General features: G+C 63.0%; 21 protein-coding genes and 1 pseudogene. 14 read left to right on the top strand and 8 right to left on the bottom strand.

Translation table 11 applies throughout. From position 1 onward, the window contains the following. Nucleotides 1-387: 387 nt before the first annotated feature. Nucleotides 388-966 carry an NUDIX domain-containing protein gene (locus NKK47_RS32420; RefSeq protein WP_352458601.1) on the bottom strand — a complete coding sequence of 193 codons (579 nt, stop codon included), beginning with the start codon at nt 964-966 and terminating at the stop codon, nt 388-390. Nucleotides 967-1,119: 153 nt separating this feature from the next. Here NKK47_RS32420 and NKK47_RS32415 point away from each other — a divergent pair, with 153 nt between their 5' ends. The 8 genes from NKK47_RS32415 (at nt 1,120) to NKK47_RS32380 (ending at nt 7,816) form a co-directional block, all read left to right on the top strand. After that, nucleotides 1,120-2,223 (top strand): NADH:flavin oxidoreductase/NADH oxidase, encoded by a 1,104-nt coding sequence (locus NKK47_RS32415; RefSeq protein ID WP_023674773.1) that lies wholly within the window; start codon nt 1,120-1,122, stop codon nt 2,221-2,223. Between the two features lie 108 nt (nt 2,224-2,331). Beyond that, nucleotides 2,332-2,649: an SH3 domain-containing protein gene (locus NKK47_RS32410; RefSeq protein WP_352579625.1), complete on the top strand. Its 318-nt coding sequence runs from the start codon at nt 2,332-2,334 to the stop codon at nt 2,647-2,649. 62 nt (nt 2,650-2,711) lie between these two features. Continuing rightward, nucleotides 2,712-3,005 (top strand): DUF982 domain-containing protein, encoded by a 294-nt coding sequence (locus tag NKK47_RS32405; protein ID WP_031211240.1) that lies wholly within the window; start codon nt 2,712-2,714, stop codon nt 3,003-3,005. A 28-nt stretch (nt 3,006-3,033) separates the two neighbouring features. Continuing rightward, a complete protein-coding gene (locus tag NKK47_RS32400) occupies nt 3,034-3,273 on the top strand; it encodes a DUF2188 domain-containing protein (protein WP_023674770.1) in 240 nt (79 codons plus the stop codon). A gap of 164 nt (nt 3,274-3,437) precedes the next feature. Next, nucleotides 3,438-4,523, top strand: coding sequence for an ABC transporter ATP-binding protein (locus NKK47_RS32395; RefSeq protein ID WP_023674769.1), 1,086 nt, complete (start codon nt 3,438-3,440; stop codon nt 4,521-4,523). A gap of 33 nt (nt 4,524-4,556) precedes the next feature. Further along, nucleotides 4,557-5,882, top strand: a complete 1,326-nt coding sequence (locus tag NKK47_RS32390; protein WP_023674768.1) for an ABC transporter substrate-binding protein — start codon at nt 4,557-4,559, stop codon at nt 5,880-5,882. A gap of 187 nt (nt 5,883-6,069) precedes the next feature. Then, nucleotides 6,070-6,921 carry a carbohydrate ABC transporter permease gene (locus NKK47_RS32385; RefSeq protein WP_502896011.1) on the top strand — a complete coding sequence of 284 codons (852 nt, stop codon included), beginning with the start codon at nt 6,070-6,072 and terminating at the stop codon, nt 6,919-6,921. A gap of 1 nt (nt 6,922) precedes the next feature. After that, a complete protein-coding gene (locus NKK47_RS32380) occupies nt 6,923-7,816 on the top strand; it encodes a carbohydrate ABC transporter permease (RefSeq protein WP_023674766.1) in 894 nt (297 codons plus the stop codon). A gap of 185 nt (nt 7,817-8,001) precedes the next feature. Here NKK47_RS32380 and NKK47_RS32375 read toward each other — a convergent pair whose 3' ends face one another. Further along, nucleotides 8,002-8,988: an alpha/beta fold hydrolase gene (locus tag NKK47_RS32375; protein WP_352579624.1), complete on the bottom strand. Its 987-nt coding sequence runs from the start codon at nt 8,986-8,988 to the stop codon at nt 8,002-8,004. A gap of 146 nt (nt 8,989-9,134) precedes the next feature. Between NKK47_RS32375 and NKK47_RS32370 the strand changes: the two genes are divergently transcribed. From NKK47_RS32370 to NKK47_RS32350, 5 genes are all read left to right on the top strand, one after another. Continuing rightward, the gene (locus NKK47_RS32370) at nt 9,135-9,884 is read left to right on the top strand and encodes a competence/damage-inducible protein A (protein WP_352570874.1); all 750 of its coding nucleotides are present in this window, start codon (nt 9,135-9,137) and stop codon (nt 9,882-9,884) included. A gap of 78 nt (nt 9,885-9,962) precedes the next feature. After that, complete coding sequence (locus NKK47_RS32365; RefSeq protein WP_023674763.1) at nt 9,963-10,796, top strand: universal stress protein; 834 nt, start codon at nt 9,963-9,965, stop codon at nt 10,794-10,796. Between the two features lie 128 nt (nt 10,797-10,924). After that, on the top strand, nt 10,925-11,425 hold the full coding sequence (gene gpt / locus NKK47_RS32360) for a xanthine phosphoribosyltransferase (protein WP_023674762.1): 501 nt from the start codon (nt 10,925-10,927) through the stop codon (nt 11,423-11,425). A 222-nt stretch (nt 11,426-11,647) separates the two neighbouring features. Next, nucleotides 11,648-12,136 carry an NUDIX hydrolase gene (locus NKK47_RS32355; RefSeq protein WP_023674761.1) on the top strand — a complete coding sequence of 163 codons (489 nt, stop codon included), beginning with the start codon at nt 11,648-11,650 and terminating at the stop codon, nt 12,134-12,136. Nucleotides 12,137-12,783: 647 nt separating this feature from the next. Further along, nucleotides 12,784-16,548, top strand: coding sequence for a vitamin B12-dependent ribonucleotide reductase (locus NKK47_RS32350; protein ID WP_352579623.1), 3,765 nt, complete (start codon nt 12,784-12,786; stop codon nt 16,546-16,548). Nucleotides 16,549-16,732: 184 nt separating this feature from the next. Here NKK47_RS32350 and NKK47_RS32345 read toward each other — a convergent pair whose 3' ends face one another. Next, nucleotides 16,733-17,104, bottom strand: coding sequence for an endonuclease domain-containing protein (locus NKK47_RS32345; protein ID WP_352579622.1), 372 nt, complete (start codon nt 17,102-17,104; stop codon nt 16,733-16,735). A gap of 255 nt (nt 17,105-17,359) precedes the next feature. Next, entirely contained in the window at nt 17,360-18,379 is a 1,020-nt protein-coding gene (locus NKK47_RS32340) for a GH25 family lysozyme (protein WP_352579621.1), read from the bottom strand. A 251-nt stretch (nt 18,380-18,630) separates the two neighbouring features. Between NKK47_RS32340 and NKK47_RS32335 the strand changes: the two genes are divergently transcribed. Beyond that, a complete protein-coding gene (locus NKK47_RS32335; protein ID WP_023674756.1) occupies nt 18,631-19,545 on the top strand; it encodes a hypothetical protein in 915 nt (304 codons plus the stop codon). Nucleotides 19,546-19,558: 13 nt separating this feature from the next. Here the strand turns inward: NKK47_RS32335 and NKK47_RS32330 are convergent, their stop codons facing one another. The 4 genes and pseudogenes from NKK47_RS32330 to NKK47_RS32315 form a co-directional block, all read right to left on the bottom strand. Further along, a complete protein-coding gene (locus NKK47_RS32330; RefSeq protein ID WP_023674755.1) occupies nt 19,559-19,771 on the bottom strand; it encodes a hypothetical protein in 213 nt (70 codons plus the stop codon). 119 nt (nt 19,772-19,890) lie between these two features. Continuing rightward, a complete protein-coding gene (locus NKK47_RS32325) occupies nt 19,891-20,289 on the bottom strand; it encodes a GFA family protein (RefSeq protein ID WP_352457758.1) in 399 nt (132 codons plus the stop codon). A gap of 196 nt (nt 20,290-20,485) precedes the next feature. Continuing rightward, a pseudogene (locus NKK47_RS32320) lies at nt 20,486-21,440 on the bottom strand (alpha/beta fold hydrolase). A gap of 22 nt (nt 21,441-21,462) precedes the next feature. Next, on the bottom strand, nt 21,463-21,948 hold the full coding sequence (locus tag NKK47_RS32315) for an SRPBCC family protein (RefSeq protein WP_352579620.1): 486 nt from the start codon (nt 21,946-21,948) through the stop codon (nt 21,463-21,465). Between the last annotated feature and the right edge of the window lie 120 nt (nt 21,949-22,068).

Here is a 22,068-nt window from a genome sequence, read left to right as displayed (position 1 = left end):
GCAAATCACCTCCTACAGGAAGTGAATCATGAACCACGCCTCACTGGAATCCCTCGCGATTCAAACTGAACGTCCGACGCTCTAGGCTACCGCCGCCGCGTCAGCATTGCCTTCACGGCCGAAGCCGACACCATCGCCGTCCTCGGCGTCTATTACGGCGGGCAGGACTATGAAGCGGACCTCAAGGACAAAGGCTAACGGGCGTAACGATCGGGCGATAAGACCTCTGCCCCAGTGGAGCCTCGCCGATCGCGCGGGCAAAGAAGTCTGTTCAGCCCCCAGGCCTCCAGCCGCAACCAGCGTCGCCTTGTCCCAGCCCCGCAAGGCGGCCTAGTGGAAGGGGTTCCGGCCGGGAGCTTCCTCGCAGTGTCCAGCTTCCGGCATGGCTCACCTCCCGATCGGGTTCAGCTTCAGGTGCTGGATCAAAATAATCGTCTTGGCGTCGATGATCCGACCATCGTGCATGCCGGCCAGCGCCTCGTCGAGCGGCATTTCCAAAACCTCGATGTCTTCGCCTTCATCATGGGCGCCGCCGCCGTCGGAAATGCGGTCGGCGGGCGAGTAGCGAGCGACGAAGAACCAGAGCCGCTCGGTCACGCTGCCGGGGCTCATATAGGGCGAAAACAGTCGCTGCACGTCCTTCAGACGGTAGCCGAGCTCCTCCTCGGCCTCCTTGCGAATGCAGGTTTCGGGATCGTCTTCGTCGAGCAGGCCGGCACAGGCCTCGATCAGCGGCTCCTTGTGGCCGGTGACGTAGGCCGGGTAGCGGAACTGCCGCACCAGAAGCACCGTCGAGCGGTCGGGATCGAAAGGCAGGATCACCGCGCCGTCACCGCGATCGTAGGTCTGGCGGGTGTGCGTTTCCCATTTGCCGTCGCGCCGGCGGTAGTCGAAGACGGTTTTTTTCAAAACCGCCCATTCGTCGGAAAGGACTTCCTCCGAGCGGATGCGAATGCGATCTTCCATGGTGGACTCCCTGCTGCCGCGGCAAGGCGTAGCCGCGAACGGCGGTTCGTGCAATCGGGCCACCAATTGGTCCAGAGCACCGGTTCACCGTCTCGTGTCTGGCGCTGGCACAATCGGCTGCATAAATAGCGGCAACCCTTTCCGGAGTTTTTTATGACCTCATCGCTTTTCCAGCCGATCACCCTCGACGGCCTGACCTTCCCCAACCGCATCGCGGTCGCGCCTATGTGCCAGTATTCGGCCGAGGACGGTTCGGCCAGCGATTGGCACCTCTATCACTGGATGAACCTGGCGATGTCCGGCGCCGGCATGGTCACCGTCGAGATGACCGATGTCGAACGGCGCGGCCGCATCTCGCATGGCTGCCTCGGCCTCTATTCCGAGGACAACGAGGCGGCCGCGCGACGCACGCTGGATGCAGCCAAGCGTGTCGCCGCACCGGGCACGAAATTCGGCACGCAGCTTGCCCATGCCGGCCGCAAGGCCTCGAATCGGAAACCCTGGGAGGGCGGCGGACCGCTGCATGCCGATCAGGATCCGTGGCCGATCGTGTCGGCCTCGGCGATCGCCTACGACAGCGGCTGGCAGGTGCCGCGGGCGCTGGAGGACGACGAGATCCTGCAAATCATCGAACGCTTCGCCGAAGCGGCACGGCGGGCCGAGCGCGCCGGCTTCGACTTCATCGAGCTGCATGCCGCGCATGGCTATCTGATCTTCCAGTTCCTGTCGCCGCTCTCCAACCGGCGCACCGACCGCTGGGGCGGCTCGCTGGAAAACCGCATGCGTTTCGCCGTCGAGATCGCCAAGGCGGTGAAGAAGGCGGTGCCCAGGCTGATGCTGGGCGCGCGTCTGTCGATCAAGGAATGGGTCGATGGCGGCTTCGAGGTCGAGGATGCGATCGAAGTGGCAAAAGCGCTGAAGGAAGCCGGCGTCGCCTATCTCTGCTGCTCGAGCGGCGGCAATTCACCGTTGCAGAAGCTGCCCTCCGGGCCCGGCTACCAGGTGCATCTGGCCGAAGCGGTGCGCAAGGCCGTCGGCATCCCGACGCGGGCCGTCGGTCTGATCGACGATCCGAAACAGGCCGAGGCGATCGTTGCCGACGGCCGCGCCGACATGGTGGCGCTGGCGCGCGCCTTCCTTGCCGATCCGCGCTGGGGCTGGCGCGCCGCGGCCACCTTCGGCGAAAAAATCCACCCGGCGCCGCAGCTTGCCCGCTCGGTGACGACGATGCAGCACTGGATGAAGGTGGCGACCTGACGGCGGGTTCGTCTCGCTGGACGGGCCAGCACAGCATCGCATTGATCCTCTGCCGGTGTAGAGTGGCCGGGGCCGCGGCTGGGCGCGGCGGGTTGGGGGAGCAGAGACATGCCGTTCAGGGGGAATTCCATTGCGGCTGCCGCCGCGGTGTTGGCCGGGCTGTCGTTCGCCGCACCGACGCCGGCCGGGGCGCAATATTGCGAAGGCACGGTGCACGGCCTTTCCAGGCACTACAATCTGGCGACGGGAAGCGGCTTTCTCGCCGTTCGAGCCCGACCGAACTCGTCGTCGCGCATGATCGGGCAATTATTCAACGGCGACCAAACCGAGATCTTCGACCGCCGCGGAAGCTGGTACAAGGTCGATTTCGGCGGCCGCACCGGCTGGGCGAATGCACGCTGGCTGCGCAACGACTACGGCTATTGAGCTATTTTCGCCTGAGCTAAAATAGCAGTTGCAACCAAATCGGCCGCTCCGCGTTGGCGGCGATGATGGACAGCAAGCCATTTGAAAAGCCGGTCGTGGTCGAACTCGGCCATGTCGGCAAATATCGGCAGATCCGCAGCGCCCAGGAGGCAGCGGAGTGCCTGATGACGGTCTGGCCACTCAATCGCGGGCCGCGTCATCGTGATGCCCTCGACACTTGCCTAAAAGTGCTGGAAGGTTATCGTTCGACGGCGGATGCGCGCCGCGCACTGATCGAAGCCGCCAGGGAATCGGACGTGCTGGTCACAGACGACAGGCTGCCAGACGACAGACTGGCCGACGATAGGCTGCATTGAGGCAACGGGCTTTCAACCGGAGGGTTTCATGGCGAAACTGACCTACAAGATCGTCGAGCATGACGGAGGCTGGGCCTACAAGGTCGGCTCGACATTCTCCGAAACGTTCCCCACCCATCAGGACGCGTTGCGCGCCGCCGAGATCGCTTCGGCCGAACAGCAGGTCGCCGGCAATACCGACGGCATCCAGTACGAGGACGCCGACGGCAAATGGCACGACGAGCTCGCAGATGGCCGCGACCGGCCGCAGACGGAGGTTTCGGATTAGGGTGTGTCGATATCCAGGTGATGCCGGGCTGCTTTACAGGCCGGTTTGGTAGCGCTACCGTCTCACATCGCGCGTGACCGGGGAGGAGCCTGGGCGCTGTCGCGGTCCAGGCAGGAAAGCGGTTTCCTTCGAAGTCGTTGCGGGAATCAATCGGGAGGAGATCGATGGCGTCTGTCGCGATCGGCGATGTCTACAAATCATTTGGGACCGTCGAGGTCCTGCACGGGGTCAGCGTCGATATAGACGACGGCGAGTTCGTCACGCTGGTCGGTCCTTCGGGTTGCGGAAAGTCGACCCTTCTCAGGATGATCGCCGGCCTGGAAAAGATCTCGCGCGGCCAGATCGCGATCGGCAAACGTGTCGTCAATAACGTTGCGCCAAAGGAGCGCGACGTCGCCATGGTCTTCCAGAACTATGCGCTCTACCCGCATATGACGGTCGCCGAGAACATGGCGTTCTCGCTGATGCTCAAGGGCGTTCCCAAGACGGAGAGCGATGCCGGCGTGCGGCGCGCGGCCGAAATCCTGGGACTGGTGCCGCTGCTCGACCGCTATCCGCGCCAGCTTTCCGGCGGGCAGCGCCAGCGCGTTGCCATGGGCCGGGCGATCGTGCGCGATCCGCAGGTCTTCCTGTTCGACGAGCCGCTGTCCAATCTCGATGCCAAGCTCCGGGTGCAGATGCGCGCCGAGATCAAGGAACTGCACCAGCGCCTGAAGACGACGACGGTCTACGTCACCCACGACCAGATCGAGGCGATGACCATGGCCGACAAGATCGTCGTCATGCATGACGGCATCGTCGAGCAGATCGGGCCGCCGCTCGAGCTGTACGACCGGCCGAACAATCTTTTTGTCGCCAGCTTCATCGGCTCGCCCGCCATGAACATGCTCAGGGGCGAGATCGTAAGCGACGGCTCGCCGTCATTTCGCGGCGCCGGAGGGATTTCGGTCCCGTTGGCCTCTGCACTTTCCATCGGCAATGGTGAGCCGGTCGTGCTGGGGATACGGCCCGAGCATTTACGGCTGTCCGACCATCAGGGCATCCCGGTCACCGTCGTGGTGGTCGAGCCGACAGGGTCCGAAGTGCAGCTCATCGGCCGCACCGCCGGCGGCGAGGAGATCGTCGCAAACTTCCGGGAACGCCATTCCTTTACGCCGGGCGAAACCATCCGGCTTACGGCCGAGCCTGGCCTCATCCATCTCTTTCACGGCAAAACCGGACAGCGGTTCGAAACACCCATCGGGCAGTAGGACGGCAAGGACAATAAGCAGGAGGAAGCGAGCATGAAATTCACCAGACGCGACGTGATCCGCACCACCGCCGGTGCGGCGGCGGGAGCCTTGGGAAGCCGGTTCATCGGCTCTCCCGCCTTTGCCCAGGAGGGGTTGAAATACAAGCCCGAGGACGGCGCCAAGCTCAGGCTGCTGCGCTGGTCGCCCTTCGTGCAGGGCGACGAGGATCAATGGCTGGCCAACACCAAGCGCTTTACCGAAGCGACCGGTGTCGAGGTCCGCGTCGACAAGGAAAGCTGGGAGGACATCCGCCCCAAGGCGGCGGTCGCCGCCAATGTCGGCTCCGGCCCGGACCTGATGTTCGTCTGGTTCGACGACCCGCACCAATATCCCGACAAGCTGCACGACGTGACGGAACTGGGCGAATATCTCGGCTCGAAATATGGCGGCTGGCACGATGGACCGCACCAATATGCGACACGGCAAGGCAAATTCCTCGGCCTGCCGCTGGCGACCATCGGCAATGCCATCGTCTATCGCGAAAGCTGGGTGAAAGAGGCCGGCTTCTCCGAATTTCCGAAGGACACGGCAGGCTTGCTCGAGCTTTGCAAGGCATTGCAGGCGAAGGGGCACCCTGCCGGCTTCACGCATGGCCACGGCGTCGGCGACGGCAACAACTACGCTCACTGGCTGCTGTGGAGCCATGGCGGTCAGATGGTCGACGAGAGCGGCAAGGTGACGATCAACAGCCCCGAGACGCTCAAGGCGATCGAATACGCGCAGCAACTCTACAAGACCTTCATTCCCGGCACCGAAAGCTGGCTCGACGTCAACAACAACCGCGCCTTCCTGGCCGGGCAATTGAGCGTCATCGCCAACGGCATTTCCGCCTACAACACCGCCAAGATCAACAAGGACAAGGATCCGAAGCTCACTGAGATAGCCAAGGACATCCGCACCACCAACCTGCCGATCGGCCCGGTCGGAAAATCCGTCGAGCTGTTCCAGGTGACCACGGCCGTGATCTTCGACTACACGCCCTACCCCAACGCGGCCAAGGCCTACCTGCAGTTCATGTTCGAGGATCCGCAAATGTCGCAGTGGATCACGTCGTCGGCAGGCTATTGCTGCCAGACGCTCAAAGCCTTCGACAACAATCCGGTGTGGACGGCCGATCCGAACAATGCCGCCTACGCCAAGGCCTCGGCGACGCTGCGGCCCAACGGCTATGCCGGCCCGCTTGGCTATGCCTCGGCAGCGACCATGGCCGACTATGTGCTGGTCGACATGTTCGCCAAGGCGGTGACAGGCCAGGCGACGCCGCAAGAAGCGATGGAAGAAGCCGAGAAGCGCGCAAACCGTTACTATCGCGTTTGAGCCGGGTTCAGCCGGGCAGCCATGCTGCCCGGCTTCGAATCGCGCATGGCCGCCCGGCCGTTCAATGAGACCTTAGAGGAGCCGACCCATGGCCGTGACCTCCGCTGCCGTTCAGCCACGCCGGTCGACGCTGTCGCGCATTCTAGCGTTCGTGTCCGAAAGTCATAACGCGCTTGGCTTCGGCTTCATGCTGCCGGCGGCGGCGCTGCTGCTGGTCTTCCTGACCTATCCGCTCGGGCTCGGCGTCTGGCTCGGCTTCACCGATGCCCGCATCGGCCGCCCCGGCATCTTCATCGGCTTCGAGAACTATGAATATCTGTGGGATGACGCGGTCTTCTGGCTCTCCGTCTTCAACACCTTGCTCTACACGATCAGCGCCTCGATCCTGAAGTTTGCGCTCGGCCTGTGGCTGGCGCTTATCCTCAACCAGAACCTGCCGTTCAAGTCGTTCTTCCGCGCGATCGTCCTGCTGCCCTGGGTGGTGCCGACGGTGCTGTCGGCGATCGCCTTCTGGTGGATCTACGATTCGCAATTCTCGATCCTGTCCTGGGCGCTTATGGAAATGGGCCTGATCGACCATCGCATCAACTTCCTCGGCGATCCCGAGAATGCGCGGGCTTCGGTCATCGCCGCCAATGTCTGGCGCGGCATTCCTTTCGTAGCGATCACGCTGCTTGCCGGCCTGCAGACGATTCCGCAGTCGCTCTACGAGGCCGCCACGCTCGACGGCGCCAGCCGCTGGCAATTGTTCCGCTATGTGACGCTGCCGCTGCTGACGCCGATCATCGCCATCACCATGACGTTTTCGGTGCTGTTCACCTTCACCGATTTCCAGCTGATCTATGTGCTGACGCGCGGCGGGCCCGTGAACGCCACGCATCTGATGGCGACGCTGTCGTTCCAGCGCGGCATTTCCGGAGGCCAGCTTGGCGAAGGCGCCGCGATCGCAGTTGCCATGATCCCGTTCCTGCTGGCGGCGATCCTGTTCAGCTATTTTGGCCTGCAGCGTCGCAAATGGCAGCAGGGCGGCGGAGATTGACATGACCGCGATCGAAACGAGCAAACGCCCGGAACTCGACGAAGGCGGCATGGGCTACCTGCAGAGTTTGCCGCGCCGCGTGGTGACGGTCTACCTGCCGTTGCTGATCTTCGTCATCGTGCTGTTGTTTCCGTTCTACTGGATGACGATCACGGCGGTTAAGCCCAACCTCGAGATGACCGACTACGCCAATTTCAATCCGTTCTGGGTGGTGCATCCGACGCTCGAGCATATCCGCTACCTGCTCTTCGAGACGTCTTATCCGGGCTGGCTGCTCAACACGATCATCATCTCGACCGCCGCCACGTTCCTGTCGCTGCTGGCTGCCGTGTTCGCTGCCTATGCGATCGAACGCTTGAGGTTCTCCGGGGCGCGGCAGGTCGGCCTCGCGGTGTTCCTCGCCTATCTCGTGCCGCCCTCGATCCTGTTCATTCCGCTGTCGGTGATGGTGTTCAACCTTGGGCTTTACGACACGCCGTTCGCGCTCATCCTCACCTATCCGACCTTCCTGATCCCGTTCTGCACATGGCTGCTGATGGGTTATTTCCGCTCGATCCCGTTCGAGCTGGAAGAATGCGCGCTGATCGACGGGGCGAGCCGTTGGCAGATCCTCACCAAGATCGTGCTGCCGCTATCGGTGCCGGGCCTGATTTCCGCCGGCATATTCGCATTCACGCTGTCATGGAACGAGTTCATCTACGCCTTGACCTTCATCCAGTCGTCCGAAAACAAGACTGTGCCGGTCGGCGTGCTCACCGAGCTGGTGCGCTCGGACGTCTATGAATGGGGGGCGCTGATGGCGGGAGCGCTGATCGGCTCGCTGCCGGTCGTGGTGCTCTATTCGTTCTTTGTCGAGCACTATGTTTCCTCGATGACCGGAGCCGTGAAGGAATAGCCAGCATCGTGATTGGGTTCGGAGGTATTCCCGGCGGCCGGAATGCCTGGGGTAGGCACACTGCCGGCCGAGGCTACGGCCGGTTATTTGCCGCAGTATTGATCGTTGACATTCGTGTTGGCGTTGGCGTCGGAGACAGGCTTGCACACCTTTGCGTGAGGAATGCGCGAGATTACGGAAGGGTGTCAGCTGCCGGTGTCGGACTTCGGCGCAAATGCGCGGTCGGCAATGCGTTCGATGAAAGCGACGACCCGTTCCGGCTCAACGAATTGCGGCATATGGCCAAGCCCCTCGACCGGCTCGAAATCGAGCCCGCTGATCTTTTCCATCAGCGGCCAGGCATGGATATCGATGCCAAGCACGAAGTCGGAAGCACCAAACAGAATGCCGGCCGGCAAGGTGATCTCGCGATAGCGTTGCTCGATGCGGCCAAGGTCGTGCTCGATGGCCACGACATCGGTCGACGTTGCATAGAAATGGCTTGGCCTCAGCCCGCACCAGCCGCCGCCCTCGACCATATAGTCGGCCGGCGCCGTCTGCGGCGCGAAGATGAAGGCAAGCGTCGCTTCGGCATATTTGAGAGCCGCCGGGATCGCCACCGTATGAGCCATGATCCGGCGCCGCAGCGGCGACTTAATGTACAGCGGGCCGAACTTCTCGCGCGCGTCCGGCTCCAGATGGGTCAGCGGTGCCAGCAAGGCGATGCCGGAAATCGCCTCTGGATGCTCGATAGCCAGCATCAGCGCGATGGCGCCACCCAGCGAATGACCGACGACCAGCGGCTTTTTCAGCCCAAGCGCCTCGATAAAATGCCGCACGATCTCGGCCTGCTCGGGCAGCCGTCCGCTGGCGCCCCTGGCCCGCACCGAATAGCCGGAGCCCGGACGGTCGAGCGCGATCAGCCGATAGTTCGGGCCGAACCGTCCGAACAGCGTGTGGCCGAATTGATGAAGCTGCGCGCCGAGGCCGTGCAGGAAGACGATCGGCCGCCCCTCGCCCGTCTCGACATAATGGATGCGGTTGCCGTCGATCTCGATGAATTTGCCACTGACCGGCACCAGCCTTTCGGCCTTCGCCGCGATTCGCCGCGTCGCCAGCATCGGATAGGCTGCCACGACGAGCGCCAGCAGAAACAGCGCGCCGGGCAGCCATAGCAGAATTGATACCGGCATTTTTCCCTCAGCGCCCAAACCGGCGCAGCATCACCCGCCGACGGCTCCACTGCAAGGGAGGTGGCACAGGTAGATCCGTCGTTTGGCGGCATTGCCGCCGGCCGTTTGCCGCGCTATCTCAGGCGACCCGTTTGCCGGAGCCAGTCATGACCGAAATCGTCACCGCCGCCATGCTCGTCATCGGCGACGAGATTCTGTCCGGCCGCACCAAGGACAAGAACATCGGCCACCTCGCCGACATCATGACGGCGATCGGCATCGACCTGAAGGAAGTGCGCATCGTTGCGGACGAGGAAGACGAGATCGTCGCTGCGGTGAATGCGCTGCGCACCCGCTATACTTATGTCTTCACCACCGGCGGCATCGGCCCGACGCATGACGACATCACCGCCGATTCGGTTGCCAAGGCCTTTGGCGTGCCATGCGAATACGACGCCAAGGCCTACGCCCTGCTGGAGGCAAGCTACGCCGCCCGCGGCATCGAATACACCGAAGCGCGCAAGCGCATGGCGCGGATGCCGCGCGGGGCAGACCACATCGATAATCCAGTGTCGGTTGCGCCGGGCTTTCGCATCGGCAACGTCCATGTCATGGCCGGCGTGCCGGCGATTTTCCAGGCGATGCTCGACAATGTCGTGCCGACATTGCGGGCCGGCACCAAAATGCTGTCGGCAACCGTGGAATGCCCGTTCGGCGAAGGCCTGATCGGCGGGCCGCTGGGCGACATCCAGAAGGCGCATCCGGACACGATCATCGGCTCCTACCCGAAATATGGCGATGGCAAATTCTGGACGGAACTGGTGGTGCGCGCCCGCAGCCAGCAGGCACTGGACTCCGCACGCGCCGACGTAGAGGCTATGGTGGCGGGCTTGATCAAGGCAAGCCGAGTGGGCTGATCGGCCGGCCTGACGGAACCAGCATCGCGCAGTGACGTTTGTCACGAGTGGGATCGCCGTAAGAAGTGAGGGACTGCCATGCGCTTCAAGACCATCGTCGCCATATTGCAGAATGAACAGGATGCCGAGCGCGTCCTCGACTGCGCGATCCCGCTGGCCGGCCGATTCCAGAGCCATCTGATCGGCATCCATGCCGAGGCGCTGCCCGTGCCCTACACCTCTGCCACCGGCTTTCCGGACACCGAGTTCCTGCAGGTTTCCGCCGATATGAACCGGGAGCGCGCCGAGAAGTTGCAGGCCGCCTTTCACAGGCGCATCGAGGATTCCGGCCTGTCGTTCGAGTGGCGCAGTCTCGAGAGTTTTTCCGGCGACAGTGCGCTGACCGGCATCTCGACCGTTCGCACCGCGGACCTGATCATCGCCGCCCAGCGCGAATCGGGCAGCGATCCGAGCGCCGACGTCGACACGCTGGTCTACGATGCCGGCCGGCCGGTGCTGGTGGTGCCGCATTCGGGTCCCCTCGTCACCAGCTTCAAGCACGTGCTGCTCGCCTGGAACGGCAGCAAGGAAGCCGCGCGCGCGGCCTTCGATGCCCTGCCCTTCATCATCGAGGCCGAGAAGACGGACATCGTCGTCATCGACCCGCCGGATACGCTCGACGAGGCGCCGGAAACAGCCGGCGCAGAGATCGCCGCCTCGCTGTCCAGGCATGGCGCGACCGTCAGCGTCTCAGTGCTGAGGTCCGGCGGCGCTTCCGTTGACGACATCATCCAGACCAGGGTCGCCGAATCGGGCGCGGACCTGCTTGTGCTCGGCGCCTACAGCCATTCCTGGCTGCGCCAGCTGCTGTTCGGCGGGGTGACGCGAACGGTGCTGCGCACCGCACCGGTGGCGGCTTTCCTGTCGCGCTAGGTCTGCAGGGATCGCTGACAGGACAATCGCCTTGCCGCGCCCTTGCCAAGAGCAAGCCTTTCCAGTTAATTCCGCGCGCATTCCATCATGTTCTAGCGCGCAATGCGCGCTTGCGGAGTGCGCGAGAGATGTCCCTGCCCGAAAAAGCCTTCCCGGTCTCCTGGGACCAGTTCCACCGCGACGCGCGCGCGCTCGCCTGGCGGCTTGCCGGCGCCAACAAGGGGCAATGGAAGGCGATCGTCTGCATCACGCGCGGCGGCCTGGTTCCGGCGGCTATCATTTCGCGCGAACTTGGCATCCGCATCATCGAGACGGTCTGCGTCGCCTCCTACCACGATTATACCAGCCAGGGGCAATTGCAGGTGCTGAAGGAGGTCACGCCGGCGCTGCTCGCCGATGACGGGGCCGGCGTGCTGATCATCGACGACCTCACCGACACCGGCAAGACGGCGGGCATAGTGCGCGCGATGATGCCCAAGGCGCACTTCGCCACGGTCTACGCCAAGCCGAAAGGCAGGCCGATGGTCGACACTTTCGTCACCGAGGTCAGCCAGGACACCTGGATCTATTTTCCCTGGGACATGGGCTTCACCTACCAGAAGCCGATCGCCGACGACCACGCCGGCTGATTCGCGGCAACGCCGCTTGATGCACCGAGTCCGCCCAGGGGACCTCCGCACACCGATAAAGGCGTGGCGCGACGCTGCTGCAGTCGCGCCATTAGGCTGAGATCGGCGCAGATTGACGGAATCTGGCCGATCCGTGAAACATTTTTTACTTTCATTGCTTATAATTAGCCGTAAGATTCGTGAGACGGCAAATGATTCTGGAAGCTGGGGCAAGCTTCTCCGATGTTGACGAGGCCAACGACGCACAACCATAAGGCCGAAAGGGTCCGGCGACTCTTCGGCGCGGTGCCGTCCCGCCTGCAGGTTGCAGCCCTGCCTTGGCGCGATAGCGGGGACGGCGTGGAAATCATGCTGATCACCAGCCGCGATACCGGCCGCTGGGTGCTTCCCAAGGGCTGGCCGGAGGCGAAGGAGCCGCTTTGCGAAGCGGCGGCACGCGAAGCCGGCGAGGAGGCCGGGCTGCGCGGCACGATCTCGCATCACGAGGCCGGCCGCTATTTCTATGCCAAGCTGCTGGATTCCGGCGAGGAAGTGCCGTGCGAGGTGCTGGTCTTCCCGCTGCAGGTCGACAAGGTCGCCGACCGGTGGAAGGAAAAGCGGGCACGCACCCGCAAGTGGGTCAGCGCCGCCGAGGCTGTGCGCATGGTCAACGAACCCGACCTCAGCCAGATCATCGCCCATTTCTGCGCGGATCCGCATCGGTTCTCCTGAGTCTCAGTCGCGCATAGCCTATCGCTCAGGTGCTGTGGAACGTCGTTGCCGAAGCGCCTCCACCCAGAGCCGACCCTTCCTTGCGCTCCGCTTCTATCCCCGTTATCCACATGTGTGACACACAAGATGTGGGGGTCATAAAAGCTACGCAAACGAATCCTTGACGCCGCAAAACGAGTCGCCTTTTATAGGCCATGCGCTCCTGTTGAGAGTGCGACCGGAAAAGTTTCGAGGCCGGTCTTTTTCCCGGAATATGTGCGTTTTGAGCCGCATTCCCGCCTGTTTACGAGGCCGGCGAAGGCGTGGGATTTTGAAGCCTTGGGTGGCGAAAGGGGAGGATTGTCGGACTTGAATAAATTGTCTGTTAATACTATATTTAGTGTTTGCAGGTAGGTTCGACGCTAGATAATGTAAATTTCCCTCGATCGAGGGCGTTACAAAAAGTTTTCAGTTTTGAGGGACCCACAGGGTCCGTGAGCGCGTTGGACAGCGGCCTCGCGAGAGGTTTGACCGGCAGGGCGGCGGAGACTGTGAAGATGAGAGCCGGCGGTTTTCGAACGCCGGCAGGCGGCGGACATGCGCGTTTCGTCAAGAGGGCAGAAATCCTCTGGGAAAAGCGCTATATGTAGACAAAAGGGACCGGACCAATGCGCATCGAGCGTCGTTTCACCAAGCCAGGGCAATCAGCTTACGCGGAGATCGAATTCCGCAAGGCGCTTTCCGAGATCAAGAATCCGGATGGCTCGGTGGTGTTCCGCTTGGACAACATCGACGTGCCGGCGCAGTTCTCCCAGGTTGCCGCCGATATCCTGGCGCAGAAATATTTCCGCAAGGCTGGCGTCCCGGCACGGCTGAAGAAGGTCGAAGAGACGCAAGTCCCCTCCTTCCTGTGGCGCTCGGTCGCCGACGAGGCTGAATTGGCCAAGCTGCCGGAAGCCGAGCGCTACGGTTCCGAGACCGACGCCCGCCAGGTCTTCGACCGGCTTGCCGGTACCTGGACCTATTGGGGCTGGAAGGGCGGCTACTTCAAGTCGGAGGAAGACGCGCGCGCCTTCCGCGACGAGCTCGCCTATATGCTGGCCACCCAGCGCGTCGCGCCGAATTCGCCGCAATGGTTCAACACCGGCCTGCACTGGGCCTATGGCATCGACGGTCCGAGCCAGGGCCACTTCTATGTCGACCCGTTCACCGGCAAGCTGACCAAGTCGAAGTCTTCCTACGAGCACCCGCAGCCGCATGCCTGTTTTATCCAGGGCGTGCAGGACGACCTCGTCAACGAGGGCGGCATCATGGACCTGTGGGTGCGTGAGGCGCGCCTGTTCAAATACGGCTCCGGCACCGGCTCCAACTTCTCGTTCCTGCGCGGCGAAGGCGAAAAGCTGTCGGGCGGCGGTCGTTCGTCGGGGCTGATGAGCTTCCTCAAGATCGGCGACCGCGCGGCGGGCGCCATCAAGTCGGGCGGCACGACGCGTCGCGCCGCGAAAATGGTCATCGTCGACGCCGATCATCCCGATATCGAGGAATTCATCGACTGGAAGGTCAATGAGGAGCAGAAGGTCGCCTCGCTGGTCACCGGCTCGAAGATCGTCAAGAAGCATCTCGAAGCGATCATGAAGGCCTGCATCAACTGCGAAGGCAATGGCGACGACTGCTTCGACCCGGCGGTCAACACCGCGCTGAAGCGCGAGATCAAGGCGGCCAAGAAGGACGCGGTGCCGGAGAACTACATCTACCGCGTCATCCAGTTTGCAAAGCAGGGCTACACCTCGATGTCGTTCAAGACCTACGACACCGACTGGGATTCGGACGCCTATCTCACGGTTTCCGGCCAGAATTCCAACAATTCGGTGTCGCTGAAGGACGATTTCCTGCGCGCCGTCGAGCAGGACGGCGACTGGCATCTCACCGCCCGCAAGGACGGCAAGGTACTGAAGACGCTGAAGGCGCGCGATCTCTGGGAAAAGATCGGCTATGCCGCCTGGGCATCGGCCGATCCGGGCCTGCATTTCAACACGACGATGAACGACTGGCACACCTGCGCCTCGGCCGGTGCGATCCGGGCGTCCAACCCGTGCTCGGAATACATGTTCCTCGACGACACCGCCTGCAATCTGGCCTCGATCAACCTTCTGCCCTACCGCAATGCCGACGGCACGATCGACATATCAGCCTACGAGCACACGGTGCGGCTGTGGACCATGGTGCTGGAAATCTCCGTCATGATGGCGCAGTTCCCGTCGAAGGAGATCGCCAAGCTTTCCTACGAGTACCGCACGCTCGGCCTCGGCTATGCCAATATCGGCGGCCTGCTGATGACCTCGGGCATTCCCTATGATTCCGACGAGGGCCGCGCCATCTGCGCCGCCCTCACCGCGATCATGACCGGCACGGCCTATGCCACTTCGGCCGAAATGGCCGCCGAGCTCGGCGCCTTCCCCGACTACGACCGCAACGCGCAGAACATGCTGCGCGTCATGCGCAACCACCGCCGCGCGGCCTATGGCGAAAGGGACGGCTACGAGAAGCTAGCCGTCAACCCGGTGCCGCTGGTCGCCTCCGATCTCAGGCAGCAGGAGCTTGCCGACCATGCCAAGGCCGCCTGGGACCGCGCCATCGAGCTCGGCGAGGAGCATGGCTACCGCAACGCGCAGGCAACGGTGATCGCGCCGACCGGCACGATCGGCCTGGTGATGGATTGCGACACCACCGGCATCGAGCCCGACTTCGCGCTGGTAAAATTCAAGAAGCTCGCCGGCGGCGGCTATTTCAAGATCATCAACCGCGCGGTGCCCGAAGCGCTGCGCACGCTCGGCTATTCCGAGGCCCAGATCGCCGAGATCGAGGCCTATGCCGTCGGCCACGGCAATCTCAACCAGGCGCCGGGCATCAACCCCGGCTCGCTCAAGGCAAAAGGCTTTACCGACGAAAAGATCGCAGCACTCAATGCCGCGCTGAAGTCGGCCTTCGACATCAAATTCGTCTTCAACCAGTGGACGCTGGGCGCTGACTGGGTGAAGGAGACGTTCGGCTTCACCGACGAGCAGCTCAATGATTTCTCGTTCGAGATGCTGCCGGCGCTGGGCTTTTCGAAGAAGGACATCGAGGCCGCCAACATCCATGTCTGCGGGGCGATGACGCTGGAAGGCGCGCCGTTCCTGAAGGCCGAACACCTGCCGGTGTTCGACTGCGCCAGCCCGTGCGGCAAGATCGGCAAGCGTTCGCTGTCGATCAACAGCCACATCATGATGATGGCGGCGGCGCAGCCCTTCATCTCCGGCGCCATCTCCAAGACCATCAACATGCCGAACGACGCGACGGTGGAAGACGCCAAGGGCGCCTACATGCTGTCGTGGAAGCTGGCGCTGAAGGCCAACGCGCTCTATCGCGACGGCTCGAAGCTGTCGCAGCCGCTCAACGCCTCGTTGCTTGCCGACGTCGAAGACGACGAGGACGAAGCCATCGAGCAGCTGATCGCGGCACCGGCCGCACAGCGCGCCGTGCAGGTGACCGAGAAGATCGTCGAGCGCGTCGTCGAGCGTCTCTACCGCGACCGCGAGAAACTGCCGAACCGCCGCAAGGGCTATACCCAGAAGGCGGTCGTCGGCGGCCACAAGGTCTATCTGCGCACTGGCGAGTTTGATGACGGCCGTATCGGCGAGATCTTCATCGACATGCACAAGGAAGGTGCCGCCTTCCGGGCGATGATGAACAACTTCGCTATCGCCATCTCGCTCGGCCTGCAATATGGCGTGCCGCTCGACGAATATGTCGAGGCCTTCACCTTCACCAAGTTCGAGCCGGCCGGCATGGTGCAGGGCAACGACGCCATCAAGAACGCCACGTCGATCCTCGACTACGTGTTCCGCGAACTGGCTGTCTCCTATCTCGGCCGCCACGATCTCGCCCATGTCGACCAGTCGGATTTCGACAAGACGGCACTCGGACGCGGCATCAATGAAGGCAAGGCGACGCCCTTCTCCAAGGGCCTGACCCGCGGCGCCTCGCCGGTCAAGCTGGTGTCGGGCATGGGCGCCGAGCCGAAAGGCTTTGCGGGTTCCGGTTCCGGAACTCCAGCCCGTACCGCCCCGACCGCTTTCTCCGGCTCCAACGTGCTGACGCTAAAACCGGCAAGCGACGAAGCCGTCGCCTACAAGCGCGACTACGAGGAGCGCGCCAGGGAACTGGTCGAGGACATCGTCTACGCGGAAGCGTCCGACCCGACGGAGCTGTTCACCGACGAGGCGGCGAAGGAAGCAGCCGAAGCAAAAGCGCTTGCCGCCAACCGGCGCCAGCAGTCGCTGATGCAAGGCTACACCGGCAACGAATGCTCGGAATGCCACAACTTCACGATGGTGCGGAACGGGACTTGCGAGAAGTGCGATACTTGCGGGGCCACGAGCGGGTGTAGCTGAGGAGCTGAGGTCGCGCCCTCCCTTCTCCCCTTTGTGGGAGAAGGTGGCCGAGCGAAGCTCGGTCGGATGAGGGGTGCTCCAGCTTGGCACCGGCGGCGCTCCGTCCAACACCCCTCAACCGTCTCGGCGCTCCGCGCCGAGCCACCTTCTCCCCTTGTCAGGGGGAGAAGGGAAGAGCGCGCTATTACCGCCAAGGCTGCAAACTGTCATCGCGGACGTAAGCGATGATGGTGTCGCAGACTGCCTTCAGATCCCGCAGCACGTCGTCATTCCAGAAACGCAGTACAGGAAAGCCCCTCGCCTTAAGTTCGGCGTCCCGCTCCCGGTCATAGTTCGAATCCGCATGCTGGCTGCCGTCGATCTCGATGATCAGTCTGGCCTCGGCGCAAATGAAATCGGCGATGAACTTGCCGACCGGAACTTGGCGCCGAAATTTGATGCGATCGAGCCTACGTCCGCGCAGTTCGTGCCACAGGCGGTCTTCCGCTTCCGTCGGCTCGCGTCGCATTGAGCGGGCGAAGCGACGTTTGGTGGGCGCAACGGGCTGATGCGGCATGGGGCGACGTTATCCAATCCTGGGGACGACCTCCAAGGAATCCTCAGATAAGGGCCGACGTTCGAGACCAACCAAAGGGGATGGCGCGGCGCCTCCCCTTCTCCCCTTGTGGGAGAAGGCGGCCTCGCGAAGCGAGGTCGGATGAGGGGTGCTCCAGCTTGGCACCGACGCACTCCGTCCAACACCCCTCAACCGTCTTGGCGCTGCGCGCCAATCCACCTTCTCCCACATGGGGAGAAGGAAGAAGCTGCCGCGCTACTCCGCCTCGGCCACCATCTGCCGGCCGCCCACCCAGTCGCGCCAGGCCCTCTCATCGCCGTGGAAGACGTTGAGGTCTATGCGGCCTCTTACGCCGTGCGACAGGCCGGAGCCGGAATATTGCCAGAACAGCCATTTGCGGTCGGGATAGACCTTTGACGGGTGCGCCGCCACGGCGCGCAGCCAGAACGGATAATCGAGGAAGGCGCCCCTGAGATTGTCACGGTAGAAGTCGGGCGCGGTGTAGATGATCGGCCGCTGGCCGTAGTGGCGCTCGAGCTTGTCCATGAACACCTGCATCTTTTCCAGCACCTTTTGCCGCGATGGGCGGCGCTTGCAGCTGGAGTCGCCGTTCCACTCGACGTCGATCACCGGCGGCAGCGCACCCTCGACCCGCGGCACGTTGCGGATGAACCAATCGGCCTGCTCGCCGGCGGTGCGGCACCAATAGAAGAAGTGATAGGCGCCGCGCTTGAGGCCGGCGGCGTCGGCACTGCGCCAGTTTCTGGTGAACATCGGGTCGAGATGGTCGCCCCCGTCGGTGGCCTTGATATAGGCGAAGTTGGCGCCCTGGGCACGCAGCTTTCCCCAGTTCACATTGCCCTGCCAGCGCGAAACGTCGACGCCGTGGACGGCGAGACGCCTCGGCGAGGATGCCTTGCCGAAATTGATCGGCTTGGCATCGCGAAAACCATAGCGCGTGACCGGTTCGGCAAGCATTGCTGGTGCCGCGCGTGTCAGCCGCTTCGGCGGCGACATCAGCGCGATCACCTCGGCCGGCGGTTCGACGTTCTGATCGGGTACGTCCATCGCGACCGGCTGTTCGTCCTGCTCCTGTTCGGCAAAAGCGGGCGCAGCATCAGTTTTCGCCACGGACGCCACCGGCGCGGGTGGCCGCACAACCGAGCTGGTGGTCTCGCTGGACGGCACTTGCAGCGCATCGACGCCGGAGGTTGACGTGCAGCCGGCAAGGCACAGCGCTGCGATCGAAAAGATGACGACGCCTGATAACCGCATCTGGACCTGTACGCAAAACACAACAGACCGAAGGCAGGACAACGCCGCCGGACAAACCAAGCTGGATTCCTAACAAGAAACTACCAACAAAGTTTGAATCGAATTGTTAGGGCTTTGCAGCGGGACGTTGGCCGGGCGGAGGTGTGCTGTCCCTCCAATGTTCGGCCACGTCGCTGCCTCGGCTTGACAACTCACGGCATGAGATTAGTCTCTACTAATCTTACGGTGTAAGGCACCACGTGGAGGACGTCATGCAGCCCGCCGCCCTGTCAGAATTGCAGCCCGTAGTCCCGCCGGAGCCATGCTCGCCCGCCATCGGGGTCGACGAGATACCTCGCAACCTCAGTCGCGCCATCGAACGCGCCGAGGTCAATGCGTGGCTCGATCTCTATCGCGCCGCCCCGGCAGACTTTGCCGCAAGGCAAAGCCTTGCCATCGCCGAAGATGGCGATCTCGTCTGGACCACCTGCACGACGATCCCGTTCATCCATTTCAACTGTGTCAAAAATTTCGGCGTCGAGAGCGCGGCCACCGAGAGCCGGCTCGACGCACTTCTGGCGCATTATCGCGACGCCGGCATTCTGCGGCCCTGGTTCTACACCAATCCACACACCGAGCCCGCGACGCTCAGCTGCTGGCTCGAGGCGCGCGGCCTGCAACGTCAGGGCGGCTGGGAACGCATCTTTCGCGACGCGACGCCATTGCCCGCTGAGCCGCTTTTCCCGACGGAGGATGTCTCGGTCGAGCGGGTGACGCCGGCAACGGCAAGGGAATGGGCTGGGTTCATCGACAGCCAATATCGGTTGCCGACCTCACCGTGGTTGCTGGCGCTGGCCGGCCGACGCGGCTGGCATCATTACATGCTGCGGCGGGAAGACGCGGTGGCGGCGGTGCGCTCGATGTTCATCGGCGCCGACGGCATGGCCTGGAGCGGCATCGACGCGCCGGTGCCCGGCATCATGGCGCCGAGCTTCGACCTCGATGCAATGCTCGGCGAAGCGATGGTGCGCGACGGACTTGCGGCCGGTGCAAAACTGTTCGTGGCCGATATCGAGGCGCCGCGAGCCGAACGTGAGGGGCCAGCCTACCGCAACTATGCACGCCTCGGCTTCAAGCTTGCCTATTTCCGCAGCCATTACAGCTATTTGCCGGCAAATTCCGGCTGACCGCTTCAAGACCCTAGCTGCACAACCACAGCTTGTGACAGGTCGTGGCCATCAGGTGGGCCGGCGGTACAAAGCGATCGTTGACCGGCGCATCATCGTCTACCCGGCGGACCTTTTCTTCGAGCAGCGTGCGAAGTTGTGCCGGTTGCACGCGGTCGCGCTCCATTACCAGCTTGATCATCGGATCGCTCAAGAGTTCATCCAGGGTGTTGATGCTGTCGTTCATCCGTCGCCTCCTCGACTGCCTGCCCGCATGCCAATAGATAGGCAGCAATGATGGCCCGCCAATGACGCTTTGCCGGCTATCTCGTGTCGCTTCGGATTAAATTTTGTCCAGATTCCACCTCAAGCCGGAGGTGGCGCGCCTTCAAACTGCGGCAGGCCGTCGTCGATCTGCACCCAGGGCTGCTTCGAGGCGGTCCAGATATGCATCTCAGGCCTGAACAACGAGGGATCATCGAGCGAGCCGGTGGTGATGCCGATAATGCCGGCGGAATCGCGCCGGGAAAACATCGTCGTGCCGCAGCGCGGACAAAAGCCGCGCTTGAGATCGGGCGAGGAATTCACCGTCGCCAGCGGTCCGTCGACCGTCACATCATCGATGCGGAACAGCACGCGCGCGTTGAAGGCGGCACCCAGCGCCTTCTGGCACAACCGGCAATGGCAGACGCGCTCATTGATCGGTGCCGCCTCGGCGCGGTAGCGCACCGCACCGCACAAACACCCGCCCTGATATCTTGCCATCACCCGCGTCCCTGCCCTGTGAGGATAGGCGGCATACCTATCGATAGGCGTGGCAGCGTCAATTGAAAAGCTTTGATGGCGCCATCTATAGCTGTGATGCGGCCAATACACGATTGGCCGATGCGCCGGGCCAAGGCCCCATGGGCGACATGCCGGCCATCTCGCGGAAGACGGCCGGCAGACAATTGACTGGGCGTCAGTTCGTTTCGTTGACGACCTCGTCCCAGGTCTTGACCTTGGTCTGGCCATTGAGGAACGGCAGCGCGGCAGCTGTCAGTTCCGGCGCGAAGAACACATCGTAGTGGGTGCGGTTCGGCACGATCGCCAGGCGGTTCTGCGACAGGTTCTCGCGCATCCAGCCGGCGTCCTTCAACCCGCCGCCGAGCATCTGATAGAACTTGATCTCGTGCTCGGGCCGGTACATGTCGCTGTCGCCGAACACCAGCATCACCGGCATTTTCAGCTTCGGCACGTCGGCCGAATAGTCGTAGTCCTTGCGCATATAGGCGCCGAGCTGGTCGAGCAGTTTCGGAAAATCCTCCGGATGCGGCGCAACCGCGACGTAGGATTTGTACATCGGTGTGTCCTTCATCATGTCGGCCATCGCCGCGCCGACCTGTGCCTGTTGGCCACGCATCTCGGCATAGAAGCCGTCCGCGGCGTAGCCGGTCGAGACCAGCACCAGGCGGCGCACCGTTTGGGGATGCTGGACGGCCATGCGGAAGGCGACGCCGCCGCCCAGCGAATAGCCCATCACGTCGACCTTGTCGTAGCCGCGCCTTGACGATCGCCGCCATGTCGTCGCCCATCGCCTCCAGGCTGAGCGGCCGGTCGCCGAGTGCGGTGCGGCCATGGCCCTGCAGGTCGACCCCGATGACGGTGCGGTCTTCGGCAAGTTTTGGCAGGATCGGCGCGAACATGTCGGTCGTGCCGAGGCCGCCATGCAGCAGAAGCAGCGGCTCGCCCTTGCCGTAGACGGCGTAATAATAGTTCAGGCCGTTGATCGGCAGCAGGCCGGATTTTTCCGGCGTCGGCAGTGTTGCGGTTGCGGTCGTCATGGCGGGCTTGGCCTCCTCTGCGTCGATGGTGCCCGGCGCGGCAAATAGCGCGGCGGCCGAGGCGAAAATGGCGAAAAATATCGATCTGGACATCAGTCTCCCTCTCCCGTTTGCATCAAAGTCGCTTGGCGACCTCCTCAAGCTGTTCGGCGCACTGGCCCCAGCCGTCGTGAAAACCCATTTTCTCGTGCTGTTCGCGGTCGGCGACCGACCAATGCGCAACCCGGGCGATGTAGAGGGTCTTGCCCTCGCCCTCGTCCTCGAAGGTCAGCACGACCGTCATGAACGGCTTTTCGGACGGCTCCCACGCCTTCGTATAGGCATCGGTGAAGACGAGCTTTTTGCCCGGTACGACTTCGAGGAAGATGCCTGGATTCGGGAACTCCTTGCCGTCGGGATCGGCCATGACGACAAGGGTGGAGCCACCGGTCCGCACATCCATTTCGGCGCGTGGCGTCATCCACGGCTTCGGCGAGAACCATTGCGTCAACAGCTTTGGCTCGGTCCAGCAGCGATAGACGTTCTCGTGCGGCGCATCGATGATGCGGGCGAGAACCAGCTCGCGATCGGAGTTGGGGGCGATGTCGAGCTTGGTGGTCATGATGTTTCCTCACATGTCGGATTTGGCTTCCGTGTCTAGCACTACTTTGGCAGATTTTTAGCGGAGAGGGTTCCGCGGCAGTGGGGACAACGGATTGGGGGCGGCTGCGCGAGCGCGGTG

The sequence above is a fragment of the Mesorhizobium sp. M0019 genome (genome assembly GCF_040323975.1).
Lineage (GTDB): Bacteria > Pseudomonadota > Alphaproteobacteria > Rhizobiales > Rhizobiaceae > Mesorhizobium.
This window is presented reverse-complemented; position numbering and strand designations above follow the sequence as displayed.

Bases quoted from the DNA above. Each gene is read 5' to 3' on its own strand.
- NKK47_RS32420 (WP_352458601.1), bottom strand. From the start codon at position 966: ATGGAAGATCGCATTCGCATCCGCTCGGAGGAAGTCCTTTCCGACGAA.
- NKK47_RS32415 (WP_023674773.1), top strand. From the start codon at position 1,120: ATGACCTCATCGCTTTTCCAGCCGATCACCCTCGACGGCCTGACCTTC.
- NKK47_RS32410 (WP_352579625.1), top strand. From the start codon at position 2,332: ATGCCGTTCAGGGGGAATTCCATTGCGGCTGCCGCCGCGGTGTTGGCC.
- NKK47_RS32405 (WP_031211240.1), top strand. From the start codon at position 2,712: ATGATGGACAGCAAGCCATTTGAAAAGCCGGTCGTGGTCGAACTCGGC.
- NKK47_RS32400 (WP_023674770.1), top strand. From the start codon at position 3,034: ATGGCGAAACTGACCTACAAGATCGTCGAGCATGACGGAGGCTGGGCC.
- NKK47_RS32395 (WP_023674769.1), top strand. From the start codon at position 3,438: ATGGCGTCTGTCGCGATCGGCGATGTCTACAAATCATTTGGGACCGTC.
- NKK47_RS32390 (WP_023674768.1), top strand. From the start codon at position 4,557: ATGAAATTCACCAGACGCGACGTGATCCGCACCACCGCCGGTGCGGCG.
- NKK47_RS32385 (WP_502896011.1), top strand. From the start codon at position 6,070: ATGCTGCCGGCGGCGGCGCTGCTGCTGGTCTTCCTGACCTATCCGCTC.
- NKK47_RS32380 (WP_023674766.1), top strand. From the start codon at position 6,923: ATGACCGCGATCGAAACGAGCAAACGCCCGGAACTCGACGAAGGCGGC.
- NKK47_RS32375 (WP_352579624.1), bottom strand. From the start codon at position 8,988: ATGCCGGTATCAATTCTGCTATGGCTGCCCGGCGCGCTGTTTCTGCTG.
- NKK47_RS32370 (WP_352570874.1), top strand. From the start codon at position 9,135: ATGACCGAAATCGTCACCGCCGCCATGCTCGTCATCGGCGACGAGATT.
- NKK47_RS32365 (WP_023674763.1), top strand. From the start codon at position 9,963: ATGCGCTTCAAGACCATCGTCGCCATATTGCAGAATGAACAGGATGCC.
- gpt (WP_023674762.1), top strand. From the start codon at position 10,925: ATGTCCCTGCCCGAAAAAGCCTTCCCGGTCTCCTGGGACCAGTTCCAC.
- NKK47_RS32355 (WP_023674761.1), top strand. From the start codon at position 11,648: ATGTTGACGAGGCCAACGACGCACAACCATAAGGCCGAAAGGGTCCGG.
- NKK47_RS32350 (WP_352579623.1), top strand. From the start codon at position 12,784: ATGCGCATCGAGCGTCGTTTCACCAAGCCAGGGCAATCAGCTTACGCG.
- NKK47_RS32345 (WP_352579622.1), bottom strand. From the start codon at position 17,104: ATGCCGCATCAGCCCGTTGCGCCCACCAAACGTCGCTTCGCCCGCTCA.
- NKK47_RS32340 (WP_352579621.1), bottom strand. From the start codon at position 18,379: ATGCGGTTATCAGGCGTCGTCATCTTTTCGATCGCAGCGCTGTGCCTT.
- NKK47_RS32335 (WP_023674756.1), top strand. From the start codon at position 18,631: ATGCAGCCCGCCGCCCTGTCAGAATTGCAGCCCGTAGTCCCGCCGGAG.
- NKK47_RS32330 (WP_023674755.1), bottom strand. From the start codon at position 19,771: ATGAACGACAGCATCAACACCCTGGATGAACTCTTGAGCGATCCGATG.
- NKK47_RS32325 (WP_352457758.1), bottom strand. From the start codon at position 20,289: ATGGCAAGATATCAGGGCGGGTGTTTGTGCGGTGCGGTGCGCTACCGC.
- NKK47_RS32315 (WP_352579620.1), bottom strand. From the start codon at position 21,948: ATGACCACCAAGCTCGACATCGCCCCCAACTCCGATCGCGAGCTGGTT.